Source organism: Halomonas sp. H33-56 (genome assembly GCF_040147035.1).
Taxonomy (GTDB): domain Bacteria; phylum Pseudomonadota; class Gammaproteobacteria; order Pseudomonadales; family Halomonadaceae; genus Halomonas; species Halomonas litopenaei.
On record NZ_JAMSHP010000001.1, the window covers coordinates 738,543 to 752,373 of the forward strand.

Consider the following 13,831-nt stretch of genomic DNA (forward strand, 5'->3'; position numbering starts at 1 on the left):
TCGGCACTCACTGGAAGATCGTTGTCCCCCCCGCACAGGAGAACCGCATGTCGCTACCCTTGACTCGCCACAATCGTCCGCGTCAGGTGCTTGACGCCATCGAGGCAGCCAATACCGGTCTCAGGGAAGACGACCGGCAGGCCAAGTTCGACAAGATCGCGGCCTCGCCCTACGCCTTCTTTCGAGGCACCAATCATCTGTACTGGGCCGATGTCTGGCATGACTGGCGCTTTTCGCTCTACGGCGGTCAGGTCGACACCCAGACCTGGTTGCAGGGTGACGCCCACGCCTTCAACTTCGGCGCCTATGGCCACCACGATGACCACGTGCGCTACGGCATGGACGATTTCGACGACTCGCTGATCGGTGACTATCAGTATGATCTCTGGCGCCTGGCCATCAGTCTGGTGCTGGACGCCCACGACAATCAGGGTCTTTCGCCCAAGGCGCTGCGCCGTGGTCTCAAGCACCTGGTGCTGGCCTACCATCGGGAGCTTGCCGACCATCGCCGAGGCGAGACCCCAGGGTACGTCAATGTGGAGAGCGCCAAGGGGCCGCTCAAGCCGTTCATGCAAAAGGTCGAGCGCAAGAAGAGTCGGGCCAAGATGCTCGACAAGTGGACCCGGCTCGACGATGACGGCCGCCGGCTCGAGCGTGAGGGCAAGCTGTCCAACCTGCCTGCCCACCTGGACAGCCAGTTGCGCAAGGCCATCAACGAGGAGTATCGCGATACCCTGAAAGGCGAGCGCAGCGAGTCCGAGGACGAGCACTTTCGCATCAAGGACACCGCGCGGCGTCTGGATGCGGGCACCGGTTCACTGGGACTGGACCGTTTCTACGTGCTGATCGAGGGTGGCAAGGACCACGAGCACGACGATGTCATTCTCGACGTCAAGGAGCAGCCTGGGCCGGCCGGACTGGTGCTGATGAGCGAGGCCGGCAAGCGCGCCTGGAAGGCGACCTTCCCGCATGAGGGCATTCGTCATGCCGCCGCTTTCCACGCCATCGCCGAACACCCGGATATCTACCTGGGCTGGCTGCACCTGGGCGACAAGGTGTTCTCGGTGCGCGAGCGCTCGCCCTACAAGGAAGACTTTCCTACCCACAAGCTGAAGGGCGGCAAGGACTATCGCCAGCTGGTAAAGCAGTGGGGTGGCATCCTCGCTCGCGAGCACCTGCGCGGCGCCGCTGCGCTGACGCCGGACGATCCGGGCCGTTTTGCCCGGGCGGTGGGCCGGCGGGTCGACGGTCACCTCGATCAGGTGGTCGAGATGGTGACCACCCTGGCGCACAGCTACGCGCGTTGTGTGGCCCAGGACCATCAGACCTTTGTGCAGTCACGCAAGGATCGGCAGTGATGCCTGGCCTGGCTCAGGTCTGCTCGCCCGGCTCCAGCGGCTCGCGGGTGGGGCCTCGATAGACCCGCGCCAGGGTCCGCGTCATCAGCTTGCGTGACAGACCCGGCACCAGGCGCATGCCAAGGGTGGCCAGGCGTGCCTGGCGGGTCGGCACGATCAGGTAGTCACCCTTGTGCAGTCCCGTGAGGGTATCGTCGGCGATGGCGTCCAGGCTGGCCTTGGGGATGGACAGGGTCTGGGCGCGATTTTCCGGCGTCCGGCCCTGTTCCAGGGTGTCGACCATGGGCGAGTCGAACTCGCCGGGGCACACCAGCTGTACACGGATGCCCTGGGGCGCGAGCTCGTAGTAGAGCGACTCGGTCAGCCCCACCAGGGCGTGCTTGCTGGCGCAGTAGGGGGTGTAGCCGAAGACCCCGGTCAAGCCCGCCACCGAGGCAATATTGATCAGCCAGGCCGCGGGGGCATTGCCCTTGTGTCCGTGCTGGCGCCCGCCCTGGGCCGCCAGAAACGGCAGCGCCGCCCGAGTGGCGTTGAGCGGGCCGAAGTAGTTGACCTCCATGACCTCGCGAAAGTCCCGCTGGGTCAGTGTCTCGAAGTAACCCTCGCGCATTACCCCGGCGCAGTTGATCAGACCGTCGATGGCGCCGCTTTCGGCGGCGATGGCGGCCATGGCCTCCTGCATCGCGGTTTCATCGGTGACGTCCGCCACCCGACAGTCGACCACCGCCGCCGGCGACTCGCCTCGCAGCGTCTCGAGCGCGGCAAGCAGGCGCTGTTCGTTGCGGGCCACCAGGGTGACCCGCGCGCCCTCGCGTATCAGCCGCTGTGCCAGCGCCAGGCCCAGACCCGAGGAACCTCCGGTGATGACGAAGTGACGATGTTCGAACATGGTGGCTCTCCAGCCGCCAGCCTGTCATGGCAGTCTGACAAGCGTGGCCTCTTGTGGATGGTGGTGGTCGACGGTGTGCCAAACGCTCTCGGTGATCAGGATGCCTGTCGCCAGCGACAGGGGATCGGAAAGGCCTCGAGGCGGGCCTTGAGAGAGGAGAGATCGACATCACCCGGCACCCTGATCTCCGCCACCAGGCCGAGGGTCGCATCCTGGCATGCCGTGATGCGTGCCACCCCGGGCCCCAGTTCGGCTTCGGCGATCTCGCCATAGACCCGGGTGACCGCGTCCTGTCGCAGGGCCGGCTTGAACACCTTGCCCACCGCCGTCAGTGGAATGCTGTCGAGGATCCAGATGTTCTTGGGGATGGCGGCCTTCTCGGCCAGGTGGGCCTGACAGTGGCTGAGCAGGTCGTCCTCGTTGACCTGGCGATTGGGCTGCAGGCTGACGTAGGCCACCGGCAGTTCGCCGACTCGGTCGCAGGGCTTGCCCACGGCAGCGGCCATCTGCACCGCAGGGTGGCGGTAGAGCGCGTCTTCGATCATCTGCGGATCGATGTTGTGCCCCCCGCGGATGATCAGATCCTTGGCGCGCCCGGTGATCCACAAATAGCCGTCGGCATCCTGGCGGGCCAGGTCGCCGGTGTTGAACCAGCCATCCTCGACCCAGATGTCGCGGTTCTGTTCGGGCCTGGAGTAACCGTCGAAGACGTTGGGGCCGCGGATCAACAGCGTCCCGATCTCGTTGACCTCACAGTCGCGCAGGTAGCGGTCCTGGTCGTCGAGGGCGACCACCCGAGCACCGGTATAGGGCAGCGCCAGGCCCACCGATCCGGTGCGACGCTCGCCTGCGAGCGGGTTGGCCATGCTGCCGCAGGTGCCCTCGGTCATGCCGAAGCCCTCGATCAGCGAGATGCCGGTCAGCTCCTCGAAGTGGCCGTGGACCGCCCGGGGCAAGGGCGCGCCGCCACTCAATGCACTTTCGAGGCTCGATACCTCGGCGTCGCCGAAGGGCACCTCGAGCAGGCGAGAGAAGATCGCCGGCACCGCACTGAAGAAGCTGACCCGGTGGCGCTCCATCAGCGACCAGAAGTTGTCGACCAGGCCGGGGCTGCGAAAGCCGCCCGGGGTGGCCAGCAGGATCTCCGCGCCGATCATCAGCGGCACCAGGCCGGTAATCAGTACGGCGTTGACGTGAAACAGCGGCAGGCCACAGAGGATCACCGCGTCCTCTCGGTGGCGAAACAGCATCTGCATCATCGCCGCGTTGGCCACCTCGTTGGCGTGGCTATGGGGTGCCAGCTTGGGCAACCCAGTGGTACCGCCGGTGTGGAACAGCGAGGCGCGCTCCTCGGGGCGAATCCTACGTTCATTGATGAGCCGATCGGCGGGGGCCCGATCGAGGCAACGGTCGAAGTCCTCGCACCAGTCGGCGGCGTCGGGCAGCGGCAGACGTTCGCGCAGAGCGCGGGCTTCGTCATCGCCGAGAAAGCGCGCGGCATCGACGTACAGCACCTTTTCGAGGCTCGGTACCCGGTCCTTGATGGCTTCCACCTTGTCCCAGATGTCGCTGCCCGGAAAGGGCGCCAGCGCCACCAGCACTCGGGTGCCGGCGGCGTTCATGATGCCGGCGATATGCTCGGGCTCCAGCATCGGGTTGATCGGGTTGACCACGCCGGCCGCCTCGCCGCCCCACAGGGTGAAGTGGGTCTGGGGCAGGCTCGGCAGCAGAAAGGACACCACGTCGTCAGCGTCCACGCCGAGGCGGTGAAAGGCGTTCGCAGCCTGCACCACACGGGCAAGAAACTCGGCGTAGGTGTAGCGCTGCCCCTGCTGCTGGGCCGTGGCGTCCATCACGAAGCGCAGCGCGGTGGCGTCGGGTCGGCGCCTGGCGCTGATCTGAATCAGCTCGAGGGTGCTGTCGGGCAGCTCCAGCGAGGCCCACGGGGTCGCCTCGATGACCTCGATGTCGGCGCGATCGCGAATCGCCGGAAAACGACTAATTCGCTCGAGATAGGAGGGCAGGGACGAGGCTGCGGCGGAAGCGGTGTCGATGGTCATCTTGGTTTCTCGAGGCGTCGCGGCGTCAGGACCAGGCGCGACAGCAGCAATCGTAAGTGTTGTTGTTGAACGTGCTAGCGGACCAGCCACTGCATCAGCTTGAGGACCTTGTGGGTGGTGCTGGTGTAGGGCGGTATCAACAGTTTCATGCTGTCGACAGGGCCCTGACGGTAGACCGGGCGCATCTTGGAGAAGGTGATGAAGCCGTCGCGGCCGTGGTAGTGACCCATGCCGCTATCACCCACGCCACCGAACGGCAGGTCATGCTGGCCCACGTGCAGAAGGGCATGGTTGACCGAGACGCCGCCCGACTGGATACGCTCGATGTAAAGGTCCACCAGCGCCCTGTCCTGGGAGAACGGATACAGCGCCAGCGGACGAGGACGTGCGTTGATGTAGTCGATGACTTCTTCCGGCTGGCGGTAGGTCTTGACTGGTAGCAGCGGACCGAAGATTTCGCGCTGCATGATCTCCATGTCATCGGTCACGTCCAGCACCAGGTGCGGGGCGAACTTGCGTGTCTCAGGGTTGCTTTGCTGTTGCGACAGGGGAATCACCCGCGCGCCCTTGGCCCTGGCGTCCTCCAGGGTCGCCTCGAGCCGGGCGAAGGAGGCGTCGTCGATGATCGAGGTGTAGTCGGGACTGGCGAGATCCGGATAGCGGTGTCCGACGATGCCCTTGGCGGCGTCGACCAGGGCATCCACGCTACCTTCCGGGAGAAACAGGTAGTCCACCGTGGTACAGATCTGGCCGGCGTTGAGCAGCTTGACGAACAGGATTCGCCGAGCGGCCTCGGCCAGGGAGAAGTCCGGGGCGATGATTGCCGGCGCCTTGCCGCCCAGTTCCAGGGTGACCGGGGTCAGGTTGTCGGCGGCGTTGGCCATGACCTTGCGCCCGGTGGCGGTGGACCCGGTGAACACCAGATGGTCGAAGGGCAGGCGGGTGAAGTGAGGCCCCAGCTCGCCGTCGTCGGCGAAGAACTTGAGCTTTTCCTCGGGGAAGTAGTCGGGGCTGAGGTCGATCAGCAGTTGGGCCAGTCGGGGAGAACGATCCGACATCTTGACCAGCGCCCGGTTGCCGGCGGCGAAGATGCCGATCAAGGGGGCGAGGCTCAGGTTCAGCGGAAAGTTCCAGGGCACCAGTACACCGACGACGCCCAGCGGTTGCGGGATAACGCTGTTGCGTGCACCGAAGTAGAGGCTGTGGTCGACCCGCCGGCGCTGGGGCTTCATCCACGACTTCAGGTGCTTGATGGCGTCCTTGATATCGCCGAGCACCACCACGAACTCGCAGAACAGGGTCTCCTCGCGGGAGCGATTGCCGAAGTCGTCGCTGATCGCCTGGACGAACGCCTCCTGGTGGTCCTTGAGCATGTTGGCCAGGGCCTTGAGGTGGCCGATGCGCTCCCGGTAGCTTGGCACCGGCGCCGCCAGATAGGCGCTTCGCTGCTGGTGGAAGGACTGCTCAAGCTGATCGAGGGTGCGGGGATCGGGTGACATCAGGGGGGCATTCATGCGTCGACTCCAGAGGTCGCGGTGGTCGTTGTGGCGGCGTCGCTGGCAATCAGGCCATGCAGGTCGCCGTGGCCGTCCAGCGCCGAGCAGGAGCCCGGCAGGGGCTTGGAAAAGTGGACGCGCGACACCTCGGCGGCCCGTCCTTCATCGAACACAGGCTCCTCTGCCCAGGCGTACTCCGCCAGGGCGAGGATGGTCAGCGAAGGGTTCACCCCCAGGTTGCCGGGAATCAGCGAGCCATCGATGACCCTCAGATTGTGGTAGCCGAAGGCGCGACCGCGATCATCGACGACGCCATCCTCGGCGCTGGTGCCGATGGCGACGCCGCCCATCAGGTGGGCGGTGCTGGGGGCGCCGGAGAGCACTTCGGTGGCCACGTTGCCGGCCTCGCCGCCACCGGCGGCCTCGACGAAGTGACGCGCCGCCTCGTGGGCGATGGGGAAGTAGTTCGACAGCGCCCGGTCATCCTTGTCCTGGTATACCGACCAGCCGGGCTTGAACATGGTGTACCAGGGGCGCTGGCTCTTCAGGTGGACGTAGGTGTCCCTGGTCTGCATCACCAGAAAGATGATCGAGTGTTTCGACTTGCCCACCGGGTTGAGCATTCGCAACGTGGTCAGCGGCTGGCGCAGGATATTGATCAGCATGCTGACAGAGCGCGGCACCTGACCATGGGTATCGGTCAGCGGCACGGCGCTCTGCAGCGCGAAGGTGGCGTCGCCGTAGCGGGGGAAGCGGTTGATCTCGATGCGGGTCTCGTCGTCGGGATCGAACATCGAGGTGATGGTCGGGCCGTGGCAGATTTCCTGGGGCTGGCCGCTGGCGTCGGCGAACCTGGCGGTGTTGACGATCAGCGTCTCGGAGTTGGTGCGGACCTCTCGCCCCAGGCGCGATGACAGCCGGGGCAGGGTCTGGTCCTGGTCCCTGGCCTTGAGCAGCAGCGGGATGGTGCCGAATACGCCGGCGGACAGCACCAGGCCCCGGCAGCGCAGCCGGTAGGGCTTCTTGGCGAACCAGGCGGTGGAGGACTGCACCGTGATCTCGTAGCCGGCGCTGCCGTCGCGCTGACCCTTGGCATCGGGCAGCGCCTCGATGCGCGTGACCTCACTCTCGGCGCGTATTTCCACGCCGTTGCGTTCGGCAAACCATAGGTAGTTCTTGACCAGAGTATTCTTGGCGTTGTGGCGACAGCCCATGGTGCAGCCGCCACAGTATTGACAGCTGTTGCGCTCGGGGCCGTCGCCGTCGAAGTAGGGGTCGCCGCGCTCGGCGCCGCTGGCGTCGTCGGGGTCCTCGGGAAAAAGCACCCCGGTATTGACCGTCTGGTAGGTGTGTTCGCGGCCCATGCGCCTTGCGGTTTCCTTCAGCGCTTCGTCGGCGGCGTTCTCGTAGTGGCTCTTGGTGACGCCGAGCATGCGCTGGGCCAGGCCGTAGAAGGGCGCCAGGCGTTGCTTCCAGTCGCCATGAACCCGGGTCCAGGACTCGGCGGCAAAGACCTCGTCCTTTGGAATCAGGTGCACATTGGCGTAGACCAGCGAGCCGCCGCCGACGCCGACGCCGTGCAGGGCGGTGATCTTGCGGGTCAGGCTGATCTGCAGATTGCCGGTCAGACCGAGCCTGGGGGCCCACAGGAATTTTTTCAGGTTCCAGGAGTTGTCCGAAAATTCCTCGTCCTTCCAGCGCCGGCCCTTCTCCAGCATCAGCACGCGATGGCCCTTTTCCGAGAGCCTCAGCGCGCTCACCGAGCCGCCGAAGCCGGTGCCGATGATGATCTGGTCATAGTCGAAACGGTCGTCTTGGCTGGACGTCATGGACTGGCCCCTCACGCTGTCGTTGTTGTCTACACCGAGCATAGTGAAGGCAGGGCCGGGCGGATTGACCGAAGGCGCGCGCTATTTGACAGATCGCGCAATATCGAGCGTTTCGGTCTTATGCTTTCGTCGCCATTGGGCGGGACTCTCGCCCATGATTCGCTTGAAGCTGCGGGTCAGGGCGCTCAATTGGCTGTAGCCAAGCAGGTCGGCGATCTCGGTCAGGCTCAGTTGGGTGTCGAGCATGTAGACCCGAGCGCTGCGCATGCGCACGCGATCGAGCAACTGCTGGAAGCTCAGGCCGCGCTTGAGCAGGCGGTCCTGGAGGGTACGTGGTGGTACGTCCAGGGCCTGGGCCACGGCCTCCAGGCTGACCTGATCGAGCGGCAGCAGGTTGGTGATGATCCACTCCACCTTGCTTTCGATGTCGTCCCAGCGATGACGGTGCATCAAGGAGTTGATCAGGTGCCGCAGGGCCGGACTGCCTCCGGCGATGGCGTGGTCGAGACAGCTGCGGTCGAACACCAGGGTGTTCTCGGGATGATTGAAGCGCAGCGCCGAGTGCAGCTGCTGGGTGTAGGGTTCGAGGTCTCTTGGTTCCTCGCCGCACAGGTAGACCGCGCGCAGCTTGATCGGCTCGCCGTAGAGGAAGGTGAGGATGTTGTAGGCGCCCATCAAGGTATTGTCGTTGTGCTGGCGTGATGGGGCGCTGCGCCCGGGCACACGATAGGTGAAGTGGTAGTAGGCCTGGTCATCGCGCTCCTCGAGACGCACATCGAGTCCTTGCACGTGGCGGCCGATTTCCTCGGCCACGGTGACCATCGCCTCGCGCAGGGTGGCGCACTGCTGGATCAGCAGGCCCACCATGCCCAGCATCGAGATATTCTGGTAGCGCCCCAGCAGCAGGCCGAAGTGGCGACAGCCGCTCATCTGGGCACCCAGTTCGAGCAGGTCGATCTTGGTGGCCACCGGAATCAGGCGGTCCGGCCGGTCGAGGTAGTCCGGCGGCAACGACAGTCGTGCCAGCGCCTGGTCGGCATCGACACCCTGCTCGTCGAGCAGGGTACGGTAGCCGGTCAGGGCCGCGGCACGCACCATGGGCTGCATGGGGGTATCTCCGGGACAGGGTGTGATCAGTATATCGCTCTGTGCGCGGGGCCGCGCTTGGTCAAAAGATATAGATGCCAGGCGTCTAATATGCCGAAGCGGGAGGTGCTGGTATACGCCGGCGGCGCCCCGCAGGGCGCCGCCGATGATGGAGCGAGTGTCGAGCTGCGCCGAAGAGGCGTCCCGGACTCAGCGATAGGTGTCCTTGAAGCGATCGCGCAGCTGATTCTTCTGCACCTTGCCCATGGTATTGCGCGGCAGGCTTTCGACGAAGAATACCCGCTTGGGCTGCTTGTAGCGGGCCAGCTTGTCGCTCAGCGCGGCGATGACGTCGGCCTCCTGGGGCGAGGCGCCTTCGGCGGGCACCACCACCGCGGTCACCCCTTCGCCCAGGTCAGGGTGGGGCAGGCCGATGACCGCGGATTCGGCGACGCCGTCCATCTCGTCGATATGCCCCTCGACCTCCTTGGGGTAGACGTTGTAGCCGCCGGAGATCACCAGATCCTTGTCGCGTCCGACGATCTGCACATAGCCCCGCTCATCGATCTGGGCCAGGTCGCCGGTGATGAAGAAGCCATCTTCCAGCAACTCCTCGGCGGTCTTCTCGGGCATCCGCCAGTAGCCCTGGAACACGTTGGGGCCGCGCACCTCCAGCATGCCGATCTCGCCCTGGGGCAGCGGCGTATGGTCACCCCCCTCTCGGTCGGTGATGCGTACCTCGACGCCGGGCAGCGGCATGCCCACGGTGCCGGCGATGCGATCACCGTCGTAGGGGTTGGAAGTGTTCATGTTGGTTTCGGTCATGCCGTAGCGCTCGAGGATGGCGTGGCCGGTGGCGGCCTCGAAGGCCTCGTGGGTCTCCGCCGTCAGCGGCGCCGACCCCGAGGTGAACAGACGCATGCGGGCGGTGGCCTCGCGGGTCAGGCGGGGATCCTTGAGCAGCCGGGTGTAGAAGGTCGGCACCCCCATCATGGTGGTGCCTTCGGCCATTTCCTCGAAGATGACGTCCGGGTCGAACTTCGCCAGGAAGCGCATGCTGGCGCCGGCCATCAGGATCACGTTGCAGGCCACGAACAGCCCATGGGTATGGAAGATCGGTAGGGCATGGATCAGCCGGTCGTGCTCGTTGAAGCGCCAGGCCTCGACCAGCGACTCGGCGTTGGAACCAAGATTGCGATGGCTCAGCATGGCGCCCTTGGAGCGGCCGGTGGTGCCGGAGGTGTAGAGGATCGCGGCCAGGTCATCCGGCCCGCGCTCGAGCATCTCGGTGACCGGTGTGGCCGCCTCGGCGGCCTCCATCAGGCTACCGTCGGCGGCGGTGCCCAGGGATTCGACTCGGGCGCCACCGCAGGAGGCAGCGACCTCGCGGGCGGCCGTGAGTGAATCCGGGCGGCAGACGAACAGGGCGGGTTCGGCGTCACCGAGGAAGTAGCGAATCTCCTCGCTGGTGTAGCCGGTATTGAGCGGCAGGTAGACTCCGCCGACCTTGAGGCTCGCCAGGTACAGAAGGATCGCCTCGGGGCTCTTGTCGACCTGGACGGCGACCCGGTCACCGGGCCCCACGCCGAGCGCGACCAGCGCCCCGGCGAGCCTGGCCACCGCTTCCAGCGCATCGCTGTAGCGGTAGTCACGGCCTTCGCGGGTGGTGATGAAGGGCGCGTCGCCACGCTCGGTCATGCGCTTTTCAAAGGTGGCAAAGAGGTTGTGATTCATGTGACGGGATCTCCCTTCAAGTGCTTGCGGGCGCGACGACGCTGGTCCCTGACCTGAGACGAGCAGGCCACCTTGCCTTCGGTGGTGTAGCGCTCATGGTTGCCTTCGATGTCGTCGAGCACGTAGAGATAGTTGACCATCAGTGAGCCGAACTGTGACAGCCCCCGGCGAGAGGTATCACCGAGCCAGTTGATGCGGTGCAGTTCGGCGCCATTGCCGAGATGGAAGCGGGCGACGGTATTCAGCGGAAGATTGCGCGCGTTGCGCTCCTTGGTGAGGTAGTGAGCGGCCAGCGGCTTGATCACCTCACCCAGGGCCTTGCTGCGCTCGGGGTCCTCGAGCCAGTCGTCCTGATCGAGCTCGGCCAGCAGGGCGCGGGTGTCGTCGTCGAGGCGACCGCGTTGGTCCTGGCGCTCGGCGTCCAGCCAGGCGCGAAAGCCGGGTACCGGTGACAGGGTGACGAAGTTCTTCAGCCGCGGCAGTTCCGACTTCAGCTCCTTGACCACCTGTTTGATCAGGAAGTTGCCGAAGGAGATGCCGCGCAGGCCGACCTGGCAGTTGCTGATGCCGAAGAAGGCCGCACTGTCGGCGTCTTCGGCCTCGATGGCCTCGTGGTTGGCGTCCAGGATCGGCTGGATGCGCTCGGGCATGCCCCTGGTCAGGGCCACCTCGACGAAGATCAGCGGCTCGTCGCCGATGGCCGGGTGAAAGAAGGCGAAGCAGCGCCGGTCCCGGGCGTCGAGGCGCCTGCGCAGGTCGTTCCAGTCGCAGATCTCGTGCACCGCCTCGTAGCGGATGATCTTCTCCAGTACCGCCGCCGGGGTGTTCCAGTCGATCCGCTTGAGCACCAGAAAGCCACGATTGAACCAGGACGCGAACAGGTGGGCGAAGTCGGCATCGAGCGCCTCCAGCGCCGGGAAGGCCTTGAGCCGGGGCAGCAGGTCCTCGCGCATGCGCACCAGCTCATAGGTGCCGCCGGCGGTCAGGTTGAGCCGGCGCAACAGCTCCTGGCGCTGCGGTTCGCAGGCCTCGAACAGTCGCTGCAGGTCGACATTGCCGCGACTGTCCCGGTAGCACTCGTAGGCGCCGTCGACGGCCTCGGGATCGGCACTGAACTGCTCGGTCAGGCACTGGAAGAAGCGCGTCTTCTCGTCTTCATCGAGGCAGCTATAGCCGTCCAGGGCCTGGCCGGCCAGGGCGATGCTGGAGGCCTCGCCATCGCTTTCCAGAAGCTTGCGACAGGCGTCGATCACCTGGGTATGTTCCAGCGGCGGGCCATCGCCCCGGCGTCTGAGCAAGGCGTCACGCTGGGTGATACTGGAGAACAGTTCCTGCAGAAAGCTGAAGTTCATCGGGGACATCTCCTCGGGGCTGGGCCAGGTGGGAGCGGGCCTGGTGGCCCGCTGGTCACACGCGTCGGCGTCGGGATCATCCGGCGCTCTCCATGATCAGGTCCGGCAGCCAGGTAGCGATGCCCGGGAAGAAGCACAGCAGCACGATGCCGAGCACCATGCACAGGGCGTAGGGCAGGCTGCCGAGCAGGATGTCCTTGAGCGCGATATCCGGCGCGATCCCCTTGATGATGAACAGGTTAAGGCCCACCGGTGGGGTGATCAGGCCGATCTCGAGGTTGATGGTCAGGATCACCGCGAACCAGTAGGGATCGAAGTTGGCCGCCAGAATGATCGGCAGCAGGATCGGCGCGGTCATCACGATCACCGCCACCGGCGGCAGGAAGAAACCGGCCACCAGCAGGAAGACGTTGATGATCCCCATCAGTACCCAGCGATTGACCTCCAGTGCCGCGATTGCCTCGGCCACCGTCTGGGTGATGAACAGCGACGACAGGGCGTAGGCGAAGATCTCGGCGCAGGCGATGATCAGCATGATCATCACGCTCTCGCGCAGGGCGTCGCGCATGATGGTGGTCAGCGGCTTCACCTGCCACATGCGATAGACCACGATGGCCAGGGCCAGACACAGGAAGGCCCCGGCGCCGGCCGCCTCCGAGGGAGTGGCGACACCGCCGTAGAGGGCGAACAGGATACCGCTGACCACCACCAGGAAGGGCAGCACCCGCACCAGCGCCTTCATGTTGGTCTCGACGTTCCTGGCGACGGTGTCCTTGAGCTCGCGGGCGGCGTCGGCGACGGGGCTGGGGGTGTCATAGCCACCGGCCAGCTTGCACGCGATCAGCGTCCAGGCCATGAACAACAGCGCCAGCATGATGCCGGGCAGGGCGCCGGCGATGAACAGCCGTCCGATCGAGGTCTCGGTGGAGATGCCATAGACGATCATGGTGACCGAGGGCGGAATCAGGATGCCCAGGGTGCCGCCGGCGGCGATGCAGCCAGCCGCCACGCCGTCGGGATAGCCGCGCTTGCGCATCTCGGGGATACCCAGCTTGCCGATGGCGGCGCTGGTGGCAGGCGACGAGCCGGACAGGGCGGCGAAGATCGAGCAGGCACCGATATTGGAAATGGCCAGTCCCCCCGGCACCTTGCCGAGCCACAGGTCCAGCGAACGGTAGAGGTCGCGGCCGGTGGGGGAGGAAGCCACGGCGGCGCCCATCAGGATGAACATCGGAATCGCGACGAAGCCGAACGACGCCAGGCTGCCGAAGAAGGTCTCGCCGAAGTAGGTCAGCTCGCTGACGCCCCGGTCCATCACCAGGGCGGCGAGGGACACGCCGCCAAGGGCAAAGGCGATGGGTGTGCCGATGGCCATCAGCACGAACAGGGCGGTAACGATAAGGATGCCACTGGTAACCGGATCCATCAGCGTGCTCCTCCCAGAATTTCCGCCAGGTACTGCAGCGCCAGCAGGGTCGAGCCCAGCGCCAGCGGCACCAGCGCTGGCCACAGTGGCGGATTCCACACCGTGCCGGTGGTCCAGCCTCCGTGGTAGGCCTCCAGCAGGTAGAGCCAGGAGCCGTAGGCCAGGGCGATGCAGAAGGCCAGGCCGCACAGTGAGGCGATCAGGTTCATGGCGCACTTGATGCCGCCCTTGAGCGCATCGGGCAGCACCGTGACCGCCACCTGGCCGCCGGTCAGCAGCACATAGGGGGCGCCCAGCAGCATGGCGCCGGTGATCGAGAAGATCGCGAATTCGGTCTGCCAGGTGGTGCTTTCACCGAGCAGGTAGCGCACGAAGATCATGTGGCAGACGGCCAGCACCCCTGCAAAGAGGGCGGCGCCGGCCACCACTGCCATAGCGATGGATAGCCGGTCCATCAGCCGACAGAAAGCGCCCACCGGGCCGGAGGCATGTCGCCGGGAACCGGGGGCTGCGGGTGCAGAGACGTGGGGGGGAGAGTGGGACGGTGTGTGTGACATGGAGCCTCCGAGGTGACCTGACCGCAACGAACGACGAGGCGCGG

The 13,831-nt window shown here is 65.6% G+C and carries 10 protein-coding genes; 1 reads left to right on the top strand and 9 read right to left on the bottom strand.

The window, feature by feature from the left end; genetic code table 11:
• The first annotated feature begins 47 nt into the window (after positions 1-47).
• Positions 48-1,358 (top strand): DUF2252 domain-containing protein, encoded by a 1,311-nt coding sequence (locus NFH98_RS03385; RefSeq protein ID WP_045992173.1) that lies wholly within the window; start codon positions 48-50, stop codon positions 1,356-1,358.
• 13 nt (positions 1,359-1,371) lie between these two features.
• On the opposite strand, the gene NFH98_RS03390 is transcribed toward NFH98_RS03385, so the two are convergent.
• The 9 genes from NFH98_RS03390 to NFH98_RS03430 all read right to left on the bottom strand — a co-directional run bounded on the left by NFH98_RS03390 (position 1,372) and on the right by NFH98_RS03430 (position 13,787).
• On the bottom strand, positions 1,372-2,247 hold the full coding sequence (locus NFH98_RS03390) for an SDR family NAD(P)-dependent oxidoreductase (protein ID WP_108131304.1): 876 nt from the start codon (positions 2,245-2,247) through the stop codon (positions 1,372-1,374).
• Positions 2,248-2,342: 95 nt separating this feature from the next.
• Complete coding sequence (locus NFH98_RS03395) at positions 2,343-4,307, bottom strand: acyl-CoA synthetase (protein WP_108131305.1); 1,965 nt, start codon at positions 4,305-4,307, stop codon at positions 2,343-2,345.
• Between the two features lie 74 nt (positions 4,308-4,381).
• Positions 4,382-5,821: a coniferyl aldehyde dehydrogenase gene (locus NFH98_RS03400; protein WP_108131306.1), complete on the bottom strand. Its 1,440-nt coding sequence runs from the start codon at positions 5,819-5,821 to the stop codon at positions 4,382-4,384.
• Positions 5,818-7,632 carry an FAD-dependent oxidoreductase gene (locus NFH98_RS03405; RefSeq protein WP_349622229.1) on the bottom strand — a complete coding sequence of 605 codons (1,815 nt, stop codon included), beginning with the start codon at positions 7,630-7,632 and terminating at the stop codon, positions 5,818-5,820. The genes NFH98_RS03400 and NFH98_RS03405 overlap by 4 nt, the downstream gene beginning before the upstream one ends.
• An 81-nt stretch (positions 7,633-7,713) precedes the next feature.
• Positions 7,714-8,739 carry an AraC family transcriptional regulator gene (locus tag NFH98_RS03410; RefSeq protein ID WP_045992169.1) on the bottom strand — a complete coding sequence of 342 codons (1,026 nt, stop codon included), beginning with the start codon at positions 8,737-8,739 and terminating at the stop codon, positions 7,714-7,716.
• 189 nt (positions 8,740-8,928) lie between these two features.
• Positions 8,929-10,452 carry a malonate--CoA ligase gene (locus NFH98_RS03415; RefSeq protein WP_045992168.1) on the bottom strand — a complete coding sequence of 508 codons (1,524 nt, stop codon included), beginning with the start codon at positions 10,450-10,452 and terminating at the stop codon, positions 8,929-8,931.
• The gene (locus NFH98_RS03420) at positions 10,449-11,804 is read right to left on the bottom strand and encodes a malonyl-CoA decarboxylase (protein WP_253029016.1); all 1,356 of its coding nucleotides are present in this window, start codon (positions 11,802-11,804) and stop codon (positions 10,449-10,451) included. Before NFH98_RS03420 ends, NFH98_RS03415 begins: the two co-directional genes overlap by 4 nt.
• 76 nt (positions 11,805-11,880) lie before the next feature.
• On the bottom strand, positions 11,881-13,230 hold the full coding sequence (locus NFH98_RS03425; protein WP_349590042.1) for a TRAP transporter large permease: 1,350 nt from the start codon (positions 13,228-13,230) through the stop codon (positions 11,881-11,883).
• Complete coding sequence (locus NFH98_RS03430; RefSeq protein ID WP_197037048.1) at positions 13,230-13,787, bottom strand: TRAP transporter small permease subunit; 558 nt, start codon at positions 13,785-13,787, stop codon at positions 13,230-13,232. Before NFH98_RS03430 ends, NFH98_RS03425 begins: the two co-directional genes overlap by 1 nt.
• Positions 13,788-13,831 lie beyond the last annotated feature (44 nt).

Bases quoted from the DNA above. Each gene is read 5' to 3' on its own strand.
- NFH98_RS03385 (WP_045992173.1), top strand. From the start codon at position 48: ATGTCGCTACCCTTGACTCGCCACAATCGTCCGCGTCAGGTGCTTGAC.
- NFH98_RS03390 (WP_108131304.1), bottom strand. From the start codon at position 2,247: ATGTTCGAACATCGTCACTTCGTCATCACCGGAGGTTCCTCGGGTCTG.
- NFH98_RS03395 (WP_108131305.1), bottom strand. From the start codon at position 4,307: ATGACCATCGACACCGCTTCCGCCGCAGCCTCGTCCCTGCCCTCCTAT.
- NFH98_RS03400 (WP_108131306.1), bottom strand. From the start codon at position 5,821: ATGAATGCCCCCCTGATGTCACCCGATCCCCGCACCCTCGATCAGCTT.
- NFH98_RS03405 (WP_349622229.1), bottom strand. From the start codon at position 7,632: ATGACGTCCAGCCAAGACGACCGTTTCGACTATGACCAGATCATCATC.
- NFH98_RS03410 (WP_045992169.1), bottom strand. From the start codon at position 8,739: ATGCAGCCCATGGTGCGTGCCGCGGCCCTGACCGGCTACCGTACCCTG.
- NFH98_RS03415 (WP_045992168.1), bottom strand. From the start codon at position 10,452: ATGAATCACAACCTCTTTGCCACCTTTGAAAAGCGCATGACCGAGCGT.
- NFH98_RS03420 (WP_253029016.1), bottom strand. From the start codon at position 11,804: ATGAACTTCAGCTTTCTGCAGGAACTGTTCTCCAGTATCACCCAGCGT.
- NFH98_RS03425 (WP_349590042.1), bottom strand. From the start codon at position 13,230: ATGGATCCGGTTACCAGTGGCATCCTTATCGTTACCGCCCTGTTCGTG.
- NFH98_RS03430 (WP_197037048.1), bottom strand. From the start codon at position 13,787: ATGTCACACACACCGTCCCACTCTCCCCCCCACGTCTCTGCACCCGCA.